This window comes from Streptomyces sp. NPDC020965 (assembly GCF_044333555.1).
Classification (GTDB): domain Bacteria; phylum Actinomycetota; class Actinomycetes; order Streptomycetales; family Streptomycetaceae; genus Streptomyces.
This window is the reverse complement of sequence record NZ_JBIRRE010000002.1, coordinates 457,422-475,975: the sequence shown is the minus strand read 5'-3', so window position 1 is coordinate 475,975 and position 18,554 is coordinate 457,422. Positions and strand designations below refer to the sequence as shown.

The 18,554-nt window shown below is 72.0% G+C and carries 14 protein-coding genes and 1 pseudogene; 8 read left to right on the top strand and 7 right to left on the bottom strand.

Features of this window, described 5'->3' with window-relative positions:
• Nucleotides 1–158 precede the first annotated feature (158 nt).
• Nucleotides 159–1,316 (bottom strand): cystathionine gamma-synthase, encoded by a 1,158-nt coding sequence (locus ACH4S7_RS09015; protein WP_398520427.1) that lies wholly within the window; start codon nucleotides 1,314–1,316, stop codon nucleotides 159–161.
• A gap of 293 nt (nucleotides 1,317–1,609) precedes the next feature.
• On the opposite strand from ACH4S7_RS09015, the gene ACH4S7_RS09010 reads away from it, so the two are divergent.
• The 5 genes from ACH4S7_RS09010 (at nucleotide 1,610) to ACH4S7_RS08990 (ending at nucleotide 6,170) form a co-directional block, all read left to right on the top strand.
• Nucleotides 1,610–2,719, top strand: coding sequence for a hypothetical protein (locus ACH4S7_RS09010; protein ID WP_398520426.1), 1,110 nt, complete (start codon nucleotides 1,610–1,612; stop codon nucleotides 2,717–2,719).
• 260 nt (nucleotides 2,720–2,979) lie between these two features.
• Nucleotides 2,980–3,645, top strand: coding sequence for a peptide-methionine (S)-S-oxide reductase MsrA (gene msrA, locus ACH4S7_RS09005; protein ID WP_398520425.1), 666 nt, complete (start codon nucleotides 2,980–2,982; stop codon nucleotides 3,643–3,645).
• Nucleotides 3,646–3,803: 158 nt separating this feature from the next.
• On the top strand, nucleotides 3,804–4,706 hold the full coding sequence (locus ACH4S7_RS09000; RefSeq protein WP_398520424.1) for a phosphorothioated DNA-binding restriction endonuclease: 903 nt from the start codon (nucleotides 3,804–3,806) through the stop codon (nucleotides 4,704–4,706).
• A 206-nt stretch (nucleotides 4,707–4,912) separates the two neighbouring features.
• A complete protein-coding gene (locus ACH4S7_RS08995; RefSeq protein ID WP_398520423.1) occupies nucleotides 4,913–5,566 on the top strand; it encodes an ATP-dependent Clp protease proteolytic subunit in 654 nt (217 codons plus the stop codon).
• 1 nt (nucleotide 5,567) lies between these two features.
• Complete coding sequence (locus ACH4S7_RS08990; RefSeq protein WP_398520422.1) at nucleotides 5,568–6,170, top strand: ClpP family protease; 603 nt, start codon at nucleotides 5,568–5,570, stop codon at nucleotides 6,168–6,170.
• 40 nt (nucleotides 6,171–6,210) lie between these two features.
• Here the strand turns inward: ACH4S7_RS08990 and ACH4S7_RS08985 are convergent, their stop codons facing one another.
• Nucleotides 6,211–6,654 carry a helix-turn-helix domain-containing protein gene (locus ACH4S7_RS08985; RefSeq protein WP_398520421.1) on the bottom strand — a complete coding sequence of 148 codons (444 nt, stop codon included), beginning with the start codon at nucleotides 6,652–6,654 and terminating at the stop codon, nucleotides 6,211–6,213.
• Nucleotides 6,655–7,138: 484 nt separating this feature from the next.
• Between ACH4S7_RS08985 and abc-f the strand changes: the two genes are divergently transcribed.
• A complete protein-coding gene (gene abc-f, locus ACH4S7_RS08980; RefSeq protein WP_398520420.1) occupies nucleotides 7,139–8,764 on the top strand; it encodes a ribosomal protection-like ABC-F family protein in 1,626 nt (541 codons plus the stop codon).
• 335 nt (nucleotides 8,765–9,099) lie between these two features.
• Entirely contained in the window at nucleotides 9,100–10,623 is a 1,524-nt protein-coding gene (locus ACH4S7_RS08975) for a hypothetical protein (protein ID WP_398520719.1), read from the top strand.
• Nucleotides 10,624–10,876: 253 nt separating this feature from the next.
• Here ACH4S7_RS08975 and ACH4S7_RS08970 read toward each other — a convergent pair whose 3' ends face one another.
• On the bottom strand, nucleotides 10,877–12,136 hold the full coding sequence (locus ACH4S7_RS08970; protein WP_398520419.1) for an Ig-like domain-containing protein: 1,260 nt from the start codon (nucleotides 12,134–12,136) through the stop codon (nucleotides 10,877–10,879).
• A 197-nt stretch (nucleotides 12,137–12,333) separates the two neighbouring features.
• On the opposite strand from ACH4S7_RS08970, the gene ACH4S7_RS08965 reads away from it, so the two are divergent.
• A complete protein-coding gene (locus ACH4S7_RS08965) occupies nucleotides 12,334–12,603 on the top strand; it encodes a hypothetical protein (RefSeq protein ID WP_398520418.1) in 270 nt (89 codons plus the stop codon).
• Nucleotides 12,604–12,820: 217 nt separating this feature from the next.
• On the opposite strand, the gene hutH is transcribed toward ACH4S7_RS08965, so the two are convergent.
• The 4 genes and pseudogenes from hutH to ACH4S7_RS08945 all read right to left on the bottom strand — a co-directional run bounded on the left by hutH (nucleotide 12,821) and on the right by ACH4S7_RS08945 (nucleotide 18,527).
• A complete protein-coding gene (hutH, locus tag ACH4S7_RS08960; RefSeq protein WP_398520718.1) occupies nucleotides 12,821–14,371 on the bottom strand; it encodes a histidine ammonia-lyase in 1,551 nt (516 codons plus the stop codon).
• A 228-nt stretch (nucleotides 14,372–14,599) separates the two neighbouring features.
• Nucleotides 14,600–15,571: pseudogene (locus ACH4S7_RS08955) on the bottom strand (diguanylate cyclase domain-containing protein); the annotation flags it as partial.
• An 812-nt stretch (nucleotides 15,572–16,383) separates the two neighbouring features.
• A complete protein-coding gene (locus tag ACH4S7_RS08950; protein WP_398520417.1) occupies nucleotides 16,384–17,178 on the bottom strand; it encodes an enoyl-CoA hydratase/isomerase family protein in 795 nt (264 codons plus the stop codon).
• Between the two features lie 116 nt (nucleotides 17,179–17,294).
• Nucleotides 17,295–18,527 carry an adenylate/guanylate cyclase domain-containing protein gene (locus ACH4S7_RS08945; protein WP_398520717.1) on the bottom strand — a complete coding sequence of 411 codons (1,233 nt, stop codon included), beginning with the start codon at nucleotides 18,525–18,527 and terminating at the stop codon, nucleotides 17,295–17,297.
• Nucleotides 18,528–18,554: the final 27 nt, after the last annotated feature.

Below are 18,554 nucleotides of genomic sequence, written 5' to 3'. Positions count from 1 at the left end.
TTCGCCTCACTCGCCTCACTCGCCAAGGAGGGTTTCCCTCCAGCATGCGAATGATCGAGCCGGCGCCCCCGGACGAGGGCGCCGGCTCTCTCCTTACCGGCTCGGCGGGCTCCCGCACCGGGGGCCCCGGTGCGGGAGGGGAGCGCGGTCACCGCGCGTCAGCGGCCCAGGGCCTGCTGAAGATCGGCCAGCAGGTCGTCGGCCGACTCGATGCCCACCGACAGACGCACCAGATCGCCCGGAACCTCCAGCGCCGAACCCGCCACCGAGGCGTGCGTCATCCGACCCGGGTGCTCGATCAGGGACTCGACCCCACCGAGCGATTCACCGAGCGTGAAGAGCTGGGCACGGTTGCAGATCTCCACCGCCGCCTCCTCGCCGCCCTCGACCCGGAAGGAGACCATGCCGCCGAAGGACTTCATCTGCTTCGCGGCGATCTCGTGGCCGGGATGGTCCGACAGCCCCGGGTAGAGGACCCGGGTGACCTTCGGGTGGCGGGTGAGCATCTCCGCGACCCGTACGGCGTTCTCGCTGTGCCGGTCCATCCGGACCGGCAGGGTCTTGATGCCCCGCAGCACCAGCCAGGAGTCGAACGGACCGGCAACCGCGCCCATCGCGTTCTGGTGGTACGCCAGCTCCTCGCCGACCGCCTCGTCCGCGGCGATCAGCGCACCGCCGACGACGTCCGAGTGCCCGCCCATGTACTTCGTGAGCGAGTGCACGACGAGATCGGCGCCGAGCGCGATCGGCTGCTGCAGATAGGGGCTCGCGAAGGTGTTGTCGACGACCAACCGGACACCGGCGCCGCGCGCGATCTCCGCCAGCGCGGCGATGTCGGTGATGTTGAGCAGCGGATTGGACGGGGTCTCGACCCAGATCAGCTTGGTCTTCGAGGTGAGGGCCGCGCGCACGGCGGCCGGGTCGGAGGTGTCAGCCACCGACCACTCGACGCCCCAGCGGGCGACGACCTTCGCGAAGAGGCGGAAGGTGCCGCCGTACGCGTCGTTGGGGATGACGACGTGGTCGCCGGGTTCGAGGAGCGTCCGCAGCAGGCAGTCCTCCGCCGCGAGACCGGACGCGAAGGCGAGCCCGCGCCGGCCACCCTCCAGCGCCGCGAGGTTCTCCTCAAGCGCGGTACGCGTCGGGTTGGCGCTGCGGCTGTACTCGTAACCGCCGCGCAGTCCCCCCACACCGTCCTGCTTGTAGGTGGACACCTGATAAATGGGCGGGACGACCGCACCGGTCAGCGGGTCGGCTGTGTTGCCCGCGTGAATGGCGAGGGTCTCCAGGCTGTCGAAGCTGTGCTGGTGGCTCATGACTCACGAGGGTAGCGGCGGTGGGAGGGTGCTCGTGGGCCCGGTCCGCGGGGACGCGGTCCGGCCGTGGCGCGGGTGTTGCGGGCACATTGCCCGAGGTGGCGGGCGCGTTGCGGGAGCATGACGAACGTACGGACAGGACGGATGTACGGGTACGGGTACGGGGCGGAGCCGGGGGACGCGGGGGCTTCCGGGTGGGGGGCCACCGGGTGCGGGCCACCGGGTTGTCCACAGGAGCCGGGTTGTCCACAGGGTGTGGTCCGGTGCGCGGCGCGTCCAGGACAATGGGACGCATGGAGATTCTCTTGTTCCTGTTCGCGATGGGTCTGCTGGCCGCGGTCATCGGCCCGTATGTGCTGCGCCGCCGCGGTGGTCGCGGTATCCACCAGGTCGCGCCCGGCTCCCCCGACGCCGTGGACCCGGAGACCTATGGATTCCTCCGGCAGGAGGAGCAGGACATCCGTCTCCCCGGCCCCGACCAGGAGCTTCTCGACGTCCTTGATGTGGTCCAGCGGACCCAGGAGTGGCGCGCGGCGGCCCAGCTCCTCGCCGGGACGCCGCAGGAGGGCGAGCTCCGCTGGCAGCGGGTGCAGGCGTTCGCCGGAGCGGCATCGCTGGAGCTGGCGCAGCGGCCCGGCGTGGGTGGGGCCTGGCTGCGCGACTGGCGCTCCGAATCCCCGAAGGACGCGGGCGCCGCCCAGGTGCACGCGGAGTTCCTGGTCCAGCAGGCGTGGCGGTCGTCCTCCGTGGGCGAGGACGACTTCCGGATCATCCTGGAGGAGGCGCGTACGGTCTGCGGCGACGCGGCCCTGCTCGCCCCCGGCGACCCCGTTCCGTACATCGTGGAGCTGGCCGTCGCCCGCGGCCTGGGCTACCCGCACGAGCAGTTCGACCAGGTGTGGGCGAAGGTGATCGACCGGGCGCCGCGGCACATGGGTGCGCACATAGCGGCCCTGCACTACTGGTGCGAGAAGTGGCACGGCAGCCGCGAGGAGGCGGACCACTTCGCGACGACGGCCGCGGCCCGGGCCCCCCAGGGGTCGCTGCTGGCCGCACTGCCCCTGTTCGCGGTGTACGAGCACATCTCCGACCTGGTGATGGTGCGGAGTTTCCACGAGAGCGCGGTGGTGAGCAAGGCGGTCCAGGGCGCGCTCCACGCGGTGCACTCGGCGCGCGCGGACGATCCGATGACGGCACATGTGCGGCATCTACTGGTGCTGTTCCTCGTGGGCGCGCAGCGGTGGACGGACGCCATGCACCAGCTAGTGCGGGTGGACGGCCATGTGGGCGCGCTGCCGTGGACGCTCAGCGCGGACCCGGCCGCCGAGTACACGATCTTCCGGAATCTGGCGGTCGCGGGTTACGAGTCGAGCGGCGGCAGCCCGGCGACGCTGTCGCGGTGAGGCGGTGGCGGTGGCGGTGGCGGTGAGGCAGTGAGGCGGTGGCGGTGGCACACGGGCCACGCGACACACGGCACTCCGCCCCCTCCCGCTCCCGGGGGCCGGACGGATCTCCGGCAGCCGTCCGGGCCCTGGGCGCCCGAGCCGCCCTTCCGCCGCCGTCCGTCGTTTCGCCGTCCCCACCCTTGCCGCGCGCGCCTCGGGGAATGCGAGTCACCGTCCGTACGTTTCGACAGAAGTCGGCCATACCAAGGAGCCCTCGCATGTTCCTGTCTCATCGCGTCCCCCAGCTACCCACCCCTGACCAGGCACTGAAGGGCCGCCCTGACCCGGCCTTCCCGGTCCCCGAGCGCCACACGGTCCTCGACACACCGCTACTCGGCCCCTATCCGGAGGGCCTGGAGACCGCGGACTTCGGTCTGGGCTGTTTCTGGGGTGCCGAGCGCATCTTCTGGCAGACGCCGGGCGTCTGGACGACCCTCGTCGGCTACCAGGGCGGCTCGACCCCGAACCCCACCTACGACGAGGCGTGCTCGGGCATGACGGGCCACACGGAAGCGGTCCGCGTGGTCTTCGACCCCTCGCTGGTCTCCTACGAACAGCTGCTGAAGGTGTTCTGGGAGTCCCACAACCCGACCCAGGGCTTCCGCCAGGGCAATGACGTGGGCACCCAGTACCGCTCCGCGATCTACACCCACTCCCCCGCCCAGGCCGAGGCCGCCGAGGCATCCCGCGAGGCGTACCAGAAGGTCCTGACGGCCTCGGGCCACGGCGCGATCACGACGGAGCTGCTGCCCGCTGATGAGCGGCCCTTCTATCCGGCCGAGGGATACCACCAGCAGTACCTGGACAAGAACCCCGGTGGGTACTGCGGCATCGGCGGCACGGGCGTGAGCTGCCCGATCGGCGTGGCCAAGGCGGATGGCTGACCCCTCCGCCAGCCGCCTCCCGCCCGCCCGCCCGCCCGCCCGCCAGCCGCCTCCCGCCCGCAAGGTGATCATCTGCCCGACCACGCGGATATCCGCGCCGATCACCGCGGACGCCCCGGCTGTTCGACCCCGGGTGACCCGCTCTAGAGTCCCGTCGCATGGACTGGATCGAACGGGTGGGAAACCTGCGCCAGTGGAGCCAGAACGGGGCGCGGGCGCCGCACAAGCCGTTGTTGATGCTGTACGCGCTGGGGCGGTTTCGGCGGGGGCCCGAGGAAGCGTTGCGGTACTCGGACATCGAATCCGATCTGGCGGAGCTGCTACAGGACTACGGTCCGCCGCGCCGCACTTCACCCGCGTACCCCTTTCACCACCTCACCAGCGACGACGTCTGGGAGGTGCGCACCGCGGACGGTGCGGGGAGCCCGGGGACGGGGGTGCGGGTGTTGCGGGACAGTGGTGCCGAGGGGCGGCTCGCGGTGGGGCTGCGGGAGGCGCTCGGGGTGGATCCCTGGCTGCTCGGGCGGCTGTCCCAACTGCTGCTGGACATCCACTTCCCACCGTCGATCCACGCGGACATCGCCGCCGCCGTGGGCCTCGAACTGGAGCTGGCCGGCGGTACGGCCCTCGTGACCCGTACCGTCCCCGAACGGCGCCGTGCGGCCGAGCTGCGCGGGCGGGTGCTGGTCGCCTATGAGTACCGCTGCGCGTTCTGCGGCTTCGACGGGTCGATAGGCCGGGTGCCGGTCGGGCTGGAAGCGGCGCACGTCCGCTGGTGGGCCTTCGAGGGGCCGGACACGCTCGCCAACTGCCTCTGTCTGTGTTCCCTGCACCACAAGCTCTTCGACCGGGGTGCGATGGGTCTGGACGCGGACCGCCGGATCACGGTCTCGCGGGAGTTCGTCGGCCGGGGCGATGTCGCCAGGAGTCAGGTGCTCGGCCTCACCGGCCGGGCTCTCCTCGGCCCGCAGGGCGGCAGTGACCGGATCGCGCCCGAGTATGTGCGGTGGCACACCACCCAGGTGTTCCGGGGCGAGGCCCGGCTGGTCGAGGCCGTCTGACCGCCCATGGATCACGGCTGGCGAGGCAGCGGGCAAGGCACCCACCCGGCCGTGGATCACGGCTGGTCGGGGGCGGTGTCCCCCGCAGTCGAGCGCCCCCCGGACCAAGGCTCTGCCGGTAGCTAATCTGCCGCGGGCCGAGAACGCCGGTCCGACGGTGGCGGCGGGCACACAGTGGTGACCACCACCACGACACAGGAGGCCCGATGCCATCGACCCGCACCGGATGGGACCCGGCACTGACCCCGCGCGCCACCGACGGCGACACCCCCGCGACCGCGTTCGACGACCAGTTGGCCGGGCGGCTGCTCGAACAGCGGATCGTCTTCCTCGGCACACAGGTGGACGAGGTCTCCGCCAACCGGGTCTGCGCGCAGCTCCTGCTGCTGTCCGCCGAGGACCCGCGTACCGATATCGGTCTCTACATCAACAGCCCGGGCGGTTCGGTGACGGCCGGGCTGGCCATCTACGACACCATGCGGCTGATCCCCAACGACGTCTCGACCCTCGCCATGGGATTCGCCGCGAGCATGGGGCAGTTCCTCGTCACGGTCGGGACGGCGGGCAAGCGTTTCGCGCTGCCCAACGCGCGGATCATGATGCATCAGCCGTCCGCGGGGATCGGGGGCACCGCCGCCGACATCGCGATCCAGGCGGAGAATCTGCAGTTCACCAAGAAGGCCGTGGAACGGATCACGGCGGAGCACACCGGGCAGACCGAGGAGACGATCTCCCGGGACGGCGACCGCGACCGGTGGTTCACGGCGGAACAGGCCAGGGCGTACGGGATGGTCGACCGGGTGGTCTCATCGCTCGACGACATCCGCCCGGCCGGTCCGCGGCGACGGGTGGGGCTGTGAGATGAGCCAGTACACGATTCCGACCGTGATCGAGCGCACGCCGCAGGGCGAGCGGGCGTACGACATCTACAGCCGGCTGCTCTCCGAGCGGATCATCTTCATCGGTACCCAGATCGACGACGGCGTCGCGAACGTCGTCATCGCGCAACTTCTCCATCTCGAATCGTCCAGCCCCGAGCGCGAGATCGCGATCTATCTCAATTCGCCCGGTGGCTCCTTCACCTCGCTCATGGCGATCTACGACACCATGTCGTTCGTCCGCGCGCCGATCTCCACCTTCTGCGTCGGGCAGGCGGCCTCCACGGCGGCCGTGCTGCTGGCCGGAGGCGATCCGGGGCGCCGGTTCGTCCTGGAGCACTCCCGGGTGCTGCTGGGGCAGCCCGCGAGCAGCGGCCGGCAGGGTGTGGTCTCGGATCTGACCCTGGAGGCGAAGGAAATGCTGCGGATCCGCTCGCAGGTGGAGGAGGTGCTGTCGCGGCACACGGGACGGGACACGGCGGCCCTGCGGGCGGACATGGACCGGGACAAGGTCTTGGCGGCGGAGGAGGCGGTGGCGTACGGGCTGGCCGATGAGGTGCTCGGCCGTCGGGCGCTGACCTGGTAGAACGCCCCGGGGGGCGCGAAGGATCGGCCCCCCGGACGGCTCAGGCGGCCAGCCGTACCCCACCCTGGTGGCCGGCCGTACCCCACCCGGTGTGGGACAGCGCCGCCCGCGAGGTGACCGAGGCGAGCGAAGGGATCGGGGTGACGGGGACGGCGGCGGCGCGTGCGTCGGGCCGGGCGCTCCGGCTCGGCGCCAGCTCGCCGTGGACCAGGGCGAGCAGATCGGCCAGCCCGAGCCCCAACGCCCGGGCCGCCGCCGCGAGCACCTCGGACGACGCCTCCTTGCGCCCGCGCTCGATCTCGGAGAGATAGGGCATCGAGATCCGGGCCGCGTCCGCGACGTCCTTCAGCGTCCGTTCCTGCGCGAGCCGCTCACGCCGCAGCACCTGGCCGACGATATGGCGCCACAGGGGCTCTCTGGCGGCGCCCGTCTGGGCGGGACGCGGGGGGACGGCGCGGGCGTGGTTCGACGCATGGCTGGTCACCGCCTCAGCCTAGGAGGGCCGGGCCCGGGCGGGAGGGGTTGAGCGTTGCGCTCCCGGCGAAACGGCCGGGCACGACCACGCATCGGGTACGGCTGCCATGCGTCGAGCACGGCGAGAGTTCGGGAACAGCAAGGGGCGAGGGTCCCGGTACGGCAGCCGCGGTAGGGGTACGGCAGGGGCGCCGGCTCCCGCTATTTCGATGGGCCCGTCGAACACTCCTCGCTACACTTTCCCCATGGGTTCATTCCAGCACTACTTCTTCATCTGATTCCCGGGCGCGGGACCACACCGGCGTTCCCGTCGCGGCGTATCACGTCGTGACCGCCGAGCCGTAGGCGTGTCTTCGTAGGCGTGTCTTCAAAGCCCGTCCGAAGACACCGCCTCGCGCTCCCGACCGGCGTCGTCCCCCCTTTCCCTCAGCCCCAGGCCAGAACCCAGCCCCGCCGTGCCCTGACGCACCGGCGCGCACCCCAGGGAAAGCACCATGCGCGAACGCGCCCAATTGACCTTGAAAGACGTCTCCAAGTCGTACGGCACCCGCTCCGTGCTCGACCAGGTGACCCTCACCGTCCGCCCCGGTGAACGCGCCGGTGTCATCGGTGAGAACGGCTCCGGCAAGTCCACCCTGCTGCGGCTGATCGCCGGGGCCGAGGCGCCCGACACCGGCGAGATCACCGTCAGCGCCCCCGGTGGCACCGGGCATCTCGCCCAGACCCTCGCCCAGACCTTCGGGCTCGGCCCCCACCACACCGTGCAGGACGCCATCGACGCCGCACTCGCCGAACTGCGCGAGCTGGAACGGCGACTGCGGCTGGCCGAGGAGCGGCTTTCGGAGGCGGACGAGCGGGAGTTCACCGCGTACGGGGACCTCCTCACCGCCTTCGAGGAGCGCGGCGGCTATGAGGCGGACGCCCGGGTGGACGCCGCCCTGCACGGCCTCGGACTCGGCCGGATCGGCCGGGACCGGGAGATCGGCACCCTCTCCGGCGGCGAGCAGTGCCGGCTGGCGCTGGCCTGTGTGCTGGCGGCCGGGCCCGAGTTGCTGCTGCTGGACGAGCCGACCAACCATCTCGACCGGTCCGCCACCGCGTGGCTGGAGGACCGGCTCCGGGCACATCGCGGCACGATCGTCGCCGTCACCCATGACCGGGCGTTCCTGGAGCGGATCGCCACCACCATCCTCGAAGTCGACCGGGACACCCGCGCGGTGACCCGCTACGGCGACGGCTGGACCGGCTACCGGACCGCGAAGGCCGCCGCCCGCCGCCGCTGGGCGCAGGACCACGAGGAGTGGCTGGCCGAGCTGGCCCGTACCACCGATCTGGTCGCGGCGGCCGGTCAGCGGCTGGCGTCGAGCGGGAAGGACCCGGGCGAGGGCTTCGGCAAGCACCGCCGTTCGCACGAGGCCAAGCTCTCGGCGCACGTCCGGGCGGCCCGGCAGCGGCTCGAACAGCTCCGTCGGGAGCCGGTGGCCGCGCCGCCCGAGCCGCTGCGGTTCACGGCCCGGCCCGTCACCACGGGCCGTTCGGGGCTGTTGGCCGAACTGACGGACATAGCCGTCGGGGACCGGCTGCGGCTGGCCGGGCTCCGGGTGGAGTCGGGCCAGCGGTTGCTGGTGACCGGCCCGAACGGTGCGGGCAAGACGACGCTGCTGCGGGTGCTCGCCGGTGAGCTGCGCCCCGACGCGGGCACGGTGCGCCGTCAGGAGCGGGTCCGAGTCGGCTATCTGCCGCAGGAACTGCCCGCCACGCCGTCCCCCGACGCGCTGTTGAGCGCGTACGCGGCGGGCCGGGGCGGGGCACCGGAGGAGTACGCGGGCGAACTGCTCGGTCTCGGACTGTTCCACGAGGACGATCTGGGGGTCCCGGTCGCGGCGCTCTCCATCGGTCAGCAGCGCCGGCTTGAGCTGGCCCGGCTGCTGAGGTCGCCCGCCGACCTCCTGGTCCTGGACGAGCCGACGAACCATGTGGCGCTGAGCCTGGTGGAGGAGTTGGAGGAGGCGCTCGCGAGCTATCCGGGGGCAGTGGTCGTGGTGTCGCACGACCGGCGGTTCCGGAGCGGGTTCGCCGGTGAGCGGCTGGAGTTGCGCGCGGGCCGGGCGGCGGCCTGACCGGTTCGCCCGCGCGGCGCTGTCGGCCCCGGTGCCCGGCGGTGTGATTTCCGGCCCGGCGCCGGGTGGGCGCGTCAGACCCCTCGGTGCCGGTCGGCCGGGGCCGTGACGTGCGCGCGGGACCGTGCCGCACGCCCGGCGCGGGGCCGGTGGGCGTGGGGTACCGGCCGTGCGCCCCCGTACGCACCGGTCGGCGGGCGAAGACCCGACAGTAGGGTTTGCGTGTGGGGATCAGTGAACAGCGGACAGAGACGACCGACCGGACCGAGCGCGGCGGCGAGGCCGATACCGCGACCGGTCAGCGGGACGCGCCACCACCCTGGTGGCGCGTTCCGCTGATCGCGACGGCCGCCGTCGTCCCGCTGTACGTCCTCTGGGCTGGCTGGCTCGCGACCGGTGGCGGCGATCTCGCGGCCCAGTTCGCGTGGACGGGTTTCGTGGAGTCGCACCCGTCGTCCGCGTACAACCTCTCCTGGTACGGCGGGATGCACACCGCCAACTACAGCGTGCTCGCTCCCCCGCTGATGGCGGCCTTCGGGGTCCGCGCGGTCTCGGTCCTGGCCGGCCTCGTCGCGACCTGGGCGCTGGCCATGCTCGTCGTACGGAGCGGAGTGCGGCTGCCGCTGTGGCCGGCGCTGCTGGGGGCGGCGGCGCTCTGGGCCAATGTCGCCTCCGGGCGGACGACCTTCGCGCTGGGCGTGGCGATCGGCCTCTTCGCGCTGGTGTACGTCCGCCGGACGGCGGTGGCCGTCGGCTGCGCCGCGTTCGCCACCCTGGCGAGCCCGGTCGCCGGGCTCTTCCTGGTGGTGGCGGCGGCGGCCAATCTGCTGGACCGGCGCTGGCGCGAAGCCCTGGCGCTGGTGGTGCCACCGGTCGTGATCACGGCGGTGGTGACGCTCCTCTTCCCGTTCACCGGGGAGATGCCCATGCCGTCCGGGAAGCTGTGGCTGCCCCTGCTGGTCTGCGGCGCGGTGGTCGCCGCCGTGCCGCGGGAGTGGCGTCTGGTGCGGTACGGGGCGGGGGTGTACGCCATCGGTGTCGTCCTCACCTACTTCATCCCGTCGCCGATCGGTACGAACGTGGAGCGGCTCGCGGGGCTCGCGGGGCCGCCGGTCCTGCTCGCGGCGGTGCTGACGGGCACCGGGGCCACGGTGCTGGCGGGGTTCCTGCGCTGTGTGCTCGCGGTCGTCCTCGCCGTGAACGTGTCCTGGCTGGTCGACAAGACGGAGGACGATCTCGTCGTCTCCACCGATGTCCCGTCCTGGGCCACGGAGACCGACGGTGTCGTACGGGAGCTGGCCCGGCTGGGCGCCGACCGCACCCGGGTCGAGGTCGTGCCGGCCCGCAACCACCGCGAGGCGGACCGGCTGGCCCCGCACATCAATATGGCCCGCGGCTGGAACCGTCAGCTCGACAAGGAGCGCGGGCGACTGTTCTACGACGGGTCGCTGACGGTGGCGACCTATCGGCAGTGGCTGGATCACATGGCGGTGGGCTTCGTGGTGCTCCCGCACGGACAGCCGGACGGCCCCGCCGAGGAGGAGGCCGCGCTCGTCCGGGCCGAGCCCGCGTGGCTGGAGCGGGTGTGGCGGGACGAGAACTGGACGATCTACCGGGTGCGGGACGCGGTGCCGCTGGTGTCGCCCCCGGCGACGGTGGTGCGCTCCGACGCGGCCGAGCTGGTGGTCCGGATGCCGGCGGCCGGTTCGGCGACGGTTCGGGTGGCGTACTCGCCGTGGCTGCGGGCGGAGGGCGCGTGTCTGCGGGAGGAGGGCGAGTGGACCCGGCTGACGGTGCCACGGGCCGGGGAGTACCGCCTGGACTCGCGCTACCGGCCGGCCCGCTCGGGGGACTGCTGACCCCGTCCGCCCCTCCGAGCCTGAGGACGGGCCCTGCGCCGGGCTCTGACGCCGGGGCCTGACGCCGGGGCCGCGCCGCTCGGGCCGGTGAGCCTGCGGCGGGCCGACTCGCTCGGACATCCGGACCGGCCGGGTGACCTCGCGGCCAGGGGGTACGGGGGCAACGGAAGGCGGCGCCACCCACGGGGGTGGCGCCGCCTTCGCTTCGGTATCGGTATCGGCCTCCCCCGACTGAGGGGCGGAGGCGACGGGATCAGACCTCGGAACCGGCCTTCCAGGCGGCCCAGTCCATGTTCCAGCCGTTGAGACCGTTGTCCGGCTGGATGGTCTTGTCCTTGGAGTTCTTCACGATCACGACATCGCCGATCATGGAGTTGTCGTAGAACCAGGCGCCCGGCTTGTTCGGGTCGTTCGCACCCTGGGCGTCGGCCAGACCGACACAGCCGTGGCTGGTGTTGGCGTTGCCGAAGATGCCACGGCCCCAGTAGTTACCGTGGATGAAGGTGCCCGAGGTGGAGAGCCGCATGGCGTGCGGGACGTCCTTGATGTCGTACTCGCCCTTGCCGTCGTCGTCCGTGAAGCCGACGGTCGCACCGTTCATCCGGGTCTCCTTGAACTTCTCGGAGATCACCATCTGACCGTTGTACGTGGGCGTGGCGGCGGCACCCGCCGAGATCGGGATGGTCTTGATCGTCTTGCCGTCGCGCTTGACCGTCATGGTCTTGGAGCTGGCGTCGACGGTGGAGACCTGGTTACGGCCGATCTTGAAGGTGACCGTCTTCTGCTGGACCCCGAAGATCCCGTCCGCGCCCTCGACCCCGTCCAGGGCGAGCTTCAGCGTGACGGTGGAGTTCTCGCGCCAGTACTGGTCGGGGCGGAAGTCCAGCCGCTGGGAGTTGAACCAGTGGCCGACGATCTCCTGGCCGCCGGTGGAGCTGACGGTGATCGCGGACTGCACGGCCTTGCGCTTGGTGATCGGCTTGTTGAAGTTGATCGACACCGGCATCCCGACGCCGACGGTGGAACCGTCCTCGGGCGTGAAGTTACCGATGAAGCTCTTGGCGGGCGAGACGGTGGTGAAGGAGGAGTTCTCGTGGGCGGTGAGGCCCTTGGCGTCCTTCGCCGTCGCCGCGATCTTGTACGAGGTCGAACGCTCCAGGGCGGCGTCCGGCTTCCAGCTCTTGGCGTCGGCGGCGAGCGAGCCCTTGACGGGGGTGCCCGTCGCGGTGGTCATCGTGACCTCGGTGAGGGTGCCCTCCGTGACGGTGACCTTGGCGGCGTTGTTGATGCTCGCATTGGCCGAACCGTTCTTCGGCAGGATCGCTATTCGCGCCTCGGAGACTTCCTTGGCCGCTGCGGCATCCACCTTGGCCTGCGAGTTCTTCGAGCTGTCGGCGCCGCCCTTGTCCCCGCCGTCACCGCAGGCAGAGAGTACGAGCACCCCGCCGAGCACCGCGGACGCGACCGCGAGGCTCCTGCGCCGTTTGCTGTCCGTCATCACACGCTTCTCCATCGTCGCCGATTTCCCCTACCGAACTACCCAGTTGAACACCCATATCGGGCCACCCGGTTCCTTTTACCCGGGGGATGTGGGGAATACCACTCCCGGGCTTCGCGGACGAGTCAACCATGGGACTGAATTTCCCCCGACCGGCCGGTTTCACTAGCATCAGCGCGTCCAACCAACTCGACGCCGTTCCAAGGGAGATCGTGCCCGTGTCCGTCGCGCGCCGACCGCTTCTGACCGCCATCGTCGCAGGTGCACTGCTCTGTGTGCTGTGGTTCGTGCCGTCAGCGCACGGTACCGCCGAGCAACCCGGCCTGAACAGCGACCGCACCGGGGCGGCACAGCAACTACGGCTCACCGAAACCGGAGACCGGGACACCATCCCGTATCTGGTCGCGGGTGCCGGAGTCCTCGCCGTGGGGGTGGGGCTGGTGGGGTACGCGGTACGCCAGCGGGGCCCCGTACAGCTGTAGGCCGAGCACAGGTACAGCTGTGGACCGTGTACAGCTGTGGACCCCGGTCATCGCGGGCCGACGCGCGCGATGACCGGGGTCTCTGTATGAACCCGGGATGACCCGCTGTATGAACCCGGGCGGAATCAACCGGACGGGCGTGAACGGACTCCCGGCCGACTCGGACGGACTCCCGCTGACGTGAACGGACTCCGGCCGGGTTCGGCCGACGCCGGGATCAGGCCAGCGGTCCCGTCACCGGTTCGACGGCCGCGATCAGTTCCCCGTCCCGTACGAACACATCGGCGGCGGCCAGCTCGGGCGCCAGGAACCGGTCCGGACCCGGTCCCCCCACACCGGCCGCGCGCAGCGCGTCGACGGCGGCGGTGGAGGCGGGCGCGGGGTCGAGGCCGTGCAGTTCGCGGCGGAGCTCGATCGCCCGGGTCGCCGTGTACAGCTCGACGGCGATGATCCGACCGAGCGCGGCGACGGCGGTGCGCAGCTTGCGGGCCGCGGACCAGCCCATCGAGACATGGTCCTCCTGCATAGCGGAGGACGGGATCGAGTCGACGGACGCGGGCACCGCCAGCCGCTTCAACTCGCTGACCAGCGCGGCCTGGGTGTACTGGGCGATCATCAGGCCCGAGTCCACGCCCGCGTCGTCGGCGAGGAAGGCCGGCAGGCCGTGACTGCGGTTCTTGTCCAGGAGCCGGTCGGTGCGGCGTTCGGCGATGGAGCCGAGGTCGGCGGCGGCGATGGCGAGGAAGTCGAGGACATAGGCGACGGGGGCGCCGTGGAAGTTGCCGTTGGACTCGACCCGGCCGTCGGACAGCACCACCGGATTGTCGACAGCGGCGGCGAGTTCGCGGTCCGCGACCAGCCGGGCGTGGGCGAGGGTGTCCCGGCCCGCCCCGGCGACCTGCGGGGCGCAGCGCACGGAGTACGCGTCCTGGACGCGGGGCGCCTCGTCCTCCTGGAAGTGGCCGGTGAGTCCGGAGCCCTTGAGGACGGCGCTCATATTGGCGGCGGCGACACCCTGGCCCGGGTGCGGGCGGATGGCGTGCAGCTCGGGCGCGAGGACCTTGCCGGTGCCGAGGAGGGCTTCGAGGGTGAGCGCGGCGGTGATGTCGGCGGAGGTGTAGAGGCGCTGGAGATCGGCGATGGCCATGATCAACATACCGAGCATGCCGTCGGTGCCGTTGAGGAGGGCGAGGCCCTCCTTCTCCCGCAGTTCGACGGGGGCGATGCCGTGCTCGGCCAGCAGTTCGGCGGCGGGGCGGACCCGGCCGTCGGGGCCCTCGGCGTCTCCCTCGCCCAGGAGGGTCAGGGCGCAGTGGGAGAGCGGTGCGAGATCGCCGGAGCAGCCGAGCGAGCCGTACTCGTGGACGACGGGGGTGATACCGGCGTTCAGTACGTCGACCATGGTCTGCGCCACTTCGGGGCGTACGCCGGTGTGCCCGGAGCAGACCGTCTTCAGCCGGAGGAACATCAGCGCGCGGACGACCTCGCGTTCGACGTGCGGGCCCATGCCGGCGGCGTGCGAACGGACGATGTTGCGCTGGAGCCTGGCGCGCAGCTCGGGGCCGATGTGCCGGGTGGCGAGCGCGCCGAAACCGGTGGAGACGCCGTAGACGGGTTCGGGCTTGGCGGCGAGGGCGTCCACCACGGTACGGGCGGCGGCGAGGGCGTCGAGGGCGGCGGCGGAGATCTCCACACGGGCGCTCTCGCGGGCCACGGCGATGACGTCATCGGTGGTGGTACCGGACGTCCCCACCACGACTGTACGCATATTCATATTCAGCAGCGTACGGATTGAATTGACTCATGTCACTAGCGGCGGCCGGGTTGACCCCTTACGCACGGCACGCCTGGCGCACTCCCGTGCACCCGCTGCGCCTGATGCACCACCAGGGGCACCCCCGCCGACCGGTTGCGACTCGGGGTGGGCCACTCGACCGGCTACGGCTCGGAGTGCGCCGACCTGCCGGCTACAGCTCGGAGTGCGCCGACCTGCCGGCTACGGCTCGCTCCAGGGCTCGTCCTCCGGTGCCACTCCGCGGAAGGCTCGGCGTTCCCGCGACCCCGCGTGGGGCGGGGCGTCCGCGAGCCGGAGCACGCTGCCGTCCCGGCCGGCGACCACCGGCTTCGGGGACCGGGCCGCCTTCGCGCGGTACTGGGCGGCGTCCGCGAGCCGGAAGAGCCGACGAGCCGTACGGACCTGGCCGATCGGGTCCCCGGTCGACGCGACCCCGCAGGCCACACCCTCACCGAGCTCCAACTCCGCGGCCCGTACGCAGAGTTCGTCCGCGACCCGCACCACGTCATCGGCGGCGGGGCCGACCGAGACCAGACAGAACTCATCGCCGCCGAGCCGTGCGGCGAGGGCGCCGGGGAGCATCGCGCCGCAGAGCGAGAGCACCGAGCCGAACCGCTCCAACAACCGGTCTCCGACGGCGTGGCCATGGGTGTCGTTCACCTGCTTGAGGCCGTTGAGGTCGCAGACGACCAGACTGACGACGGAGCCGTCGGCGCGGTGCCGCTCCAGGGCCTCGTCAAGCCGGGTGTCGACGGCGCGCCGGTTGGCGAGACCGGTGAGCGGGTCAGTGAAGGCCAGCCGGCGCACCTCTTCGAGCCGCTCGGTCTGGGCGATACCGGAGGCGATGACCGAGGCGAGCACCGTGGCGAAGTCGGCGTCGTCCCGATCGAAGACGGGGGCACCCGGCGGGCGGGCGACGTACAACTCACCCCAGGCCCGCCCGTGGAGCACGATCGGGGCGACGACACAGCAGCCCCGCCCGCGCCGCCGCAGCGCGGCGACGCGCCCGTCGGCGGGGGCGGAGGGATGCCGATACCCATGGGCGGGCGGGACCTCACGCCTGGACGGGACCGCACCTTCGGGCGGGACCTCATGCCCGGGCCGGACCTCACCCCCGGACAGGACCTCACGCCCAGGTCGGATCTCGTGCTCCGGCCGGGCGGCAGGACCGGGACCGCGACCCGGAGCACCCCCGGGCGGCGCGGAACCGGGCGCGGGGGCGGGCGCCTCGGCGTCAAAGGGTGGGGTGCCGGGCGCGGGCGCCTCCGCCTCGGGGTGCTGCTGGGGCGAGTCCGGCGCCCGCCCGAACCGCCCGGCCCCGCCCGAACCGCCTCCGAGGTCGGGGTCGAAGCCGGGAACCCCTGGGGCACCCCGAGAGTCTGAGGCACCCGGCACGCCTGAGGCACCCGGCGTGTCCGTGACTTCCGATGTGTCTGCGGCTTCCGGCGCGGCCGAGGTGCTCGGTGCGCCCGAGACGTACGAGGCACCCGGGACACCCCCGGCACCCCTGACCGCATCCGTACGCCCCGTACGCCCCGTACGACCGGCATGACCCGTACGACGGCCGCCGAACGCCGGCAGGGGCCCCGTCGCCGACTCCACCCAGGCGTCCGGCTCGCCACCGCCCGCCCACCGCTCGTGCAGAAACTCGGTGATCTCCGGGAAGCGGTTGACCGGGTAGGTCTCCGACTCGGGGAACTCCTCCTCACCGGGAGCGCGTTCACCCGCGTTGACCAGCACCTTCAGCCGTCCCAGCTCCCGCTCCCACACGGACAGCGCCGCGAAAGTGCCGGCCAGCGCGGAGCAGGCGCCCAGCGCCGCGGCCCGCCAGAACTCACGCGGGGTCTGCGCGGCGGCCATCGCCTGCGCCAGCGCCACCACGGCCCGCAACCGCCGATCCTCAGCCATCGTCCCAGCTTAGGGAGGTTTGACCCGATTCGATCAGTTGGCATGGGCCGGAGGTAGGGCACGAGCCGCCCCCGGGCTCACTCCCCCGGCCACTCCGGCTTGCGCTTCTCGTTGAAAGCGGCCACTCCCTCGGCCCGGTCCCCGGAGAAGGCGACCGACCGCCAGGCCGCGTCCTCGACCTCCAGACCGGCCCGTAGGTCGAGCCCCTGTCCCAGCCGCATCGCACGCTTAGCGGCCCGCAGCCCGACGGGCGAGTTCGCGGCGATCCGGCCGGCCAGCGCGAGCGCCTCCGTACGGACGTCGTCGGCGAGCTGGTCGACCAGCCCCAACTCGTGCGCCTCCGCCGCCTCCACCCGACGCGCGGTGAAGACCAGCTCGGCGGCGCGGGCGGCGCCCACCCGGCGCGGCAACAGTTGAGTGCCGCCGCCGCCCGGGATGACACCGACGGAGACCTCCGGCAACCCGACCACGGCCGTGGCGTCGGCGACGATGACATCGCAGGCCAGGGCCAGCTCGAAGCCCCCGCCGAGGGCGAATCCGCGCACGGCGGCAATGGTGGGCATGGGCAGCTCCAGGACACCGGTGTAGGCGGCGCGGGCGGTGGGCCGCTGCCGTACCAACTCGGCGTCCGTGAGCGAATTGCGCTCCTTGAGGTCCGCGCCGACACAGAAGGCGCGGTCGTGGGACGAGGTCAGCACGGTGACCCGGACACCGGGGTCGGCCGCGAGAGCCGTGGTGGCGTCGGCGATGGCGCGGGCCATGGCGGTGGAGACCGCGTTCATGGCGGCGGGGCGGTCGAGGACGAGTTCGGCGACGTGCTGATGACGGCGGACGAGGACGAATTCGCCGTAGCGCTGCTCGGACGCGGACATGGACACCCTCCCGGTTAACGACGGTTCACGGGATCATAGGCCGCGCCCGCCAGCCCGTGACCAGGTCGCTCAACCACACCGTGACCGCGTCGCTCAGGACCCCGTGACCGCGTCGCTCAGGGGCGGCGCGACAGCAGCCAGGGCTCCACGACACCCAGTCCGCGCACCGGCCGTTGCCACATCGGCTGGAGGGCGAAGCGGTACGAGGGCAGGGGTTCGCCCTCCTTCTCGGCGGTGGCCGCCGCCTCCGCCGCCTCGGTCTCCGACTTCGGCGCGTCTCCCGTCCGTACCAACTCCTCCGCGAAAGCCCCGTCCACCAGCACCGCGTCCTTCGGCGCTATCGACGTGAGGCGGCTCGCCAGATTCACCGTCGTACCGAAGACGTCGCCCATGCGCGTCGTGACCGTCCCGAACGCGATGCCCACCCGCAGCGCGGGCATCGTCTCGTCGTGGGCCATCGCGTCGATCAGCCGGAGTGCGATCTCCGCCGCCGTGCGGGCGTCGTCCGCCGCGTACAGCACCTCGTCGCCGAGCGTCTTGATCAACCGGCCGCCGTGCGCCGCGACCAGGTCGGCCGATGTGGTCTCGAAGGACTCCACCAGCTCGCCCAGCTCCTCCTCCTCCAGCCGGCGCGTCAACCGGGTGAAGCCGACCAGGTCGGCGAAGCCCACCGCGAGGCGGCGGTCCACCATCTCCTCGTCGTCGGCGGCCTGCACGACCCGCCCGGTGGCCGCGGCGAGCTGCCGCCGCCAGACATAGACGAGGAACTCCTCCAGCTCCGGGAGGAGGAGCTCCACCAGCGGATAGGTGACTTCCGTACGCGTCATTCCGGGCTCGGGCGGCTCCGTCAGCCCCTCCAGGAAGGAGTCGATCTGCCACTCCGCCAGCCGGGCGGTCGTCTGGCCGGTCGACCGCGCCACCTGGATCGCCATCGGCTCGCTCAGCAGACCCGCCTCGACCAGACCCGCGAGCCGCCGCAGCGCCAGCACGTCCGCCTCGGTGAGCGCCTTGGCCTGGCCGATGTCGGCGAAGCCCATCGCCCGCCAGAAGCGCGAGGCCAGCTCCATCGAGACGCCGGCGGTACGGGCCGCCTGGAAGGGGGTGTAGCGGCGCTCGGCGCCGAGGATGAGCTGTTCCAGCCGGATGGCGAGGGGGTCGTCGGTCGGCTCGGCCGTATGGTCCACGGCGTGGTGCGGCGTCGGATGCACCGACGCCGAGGAGCCGGCAGACCCAGCAGCTCCTGAAGATCCAGCGGACCCCGCAGAACCAGACCCCGCACCGGAAGCAGAGTCCGACCCCGGTCTGGAACCAGACCCGGAACCGGAACCGGAACCGGAACCGGAAGCCATCCCGGACCCGCCCCCGGCAGCCGTCTG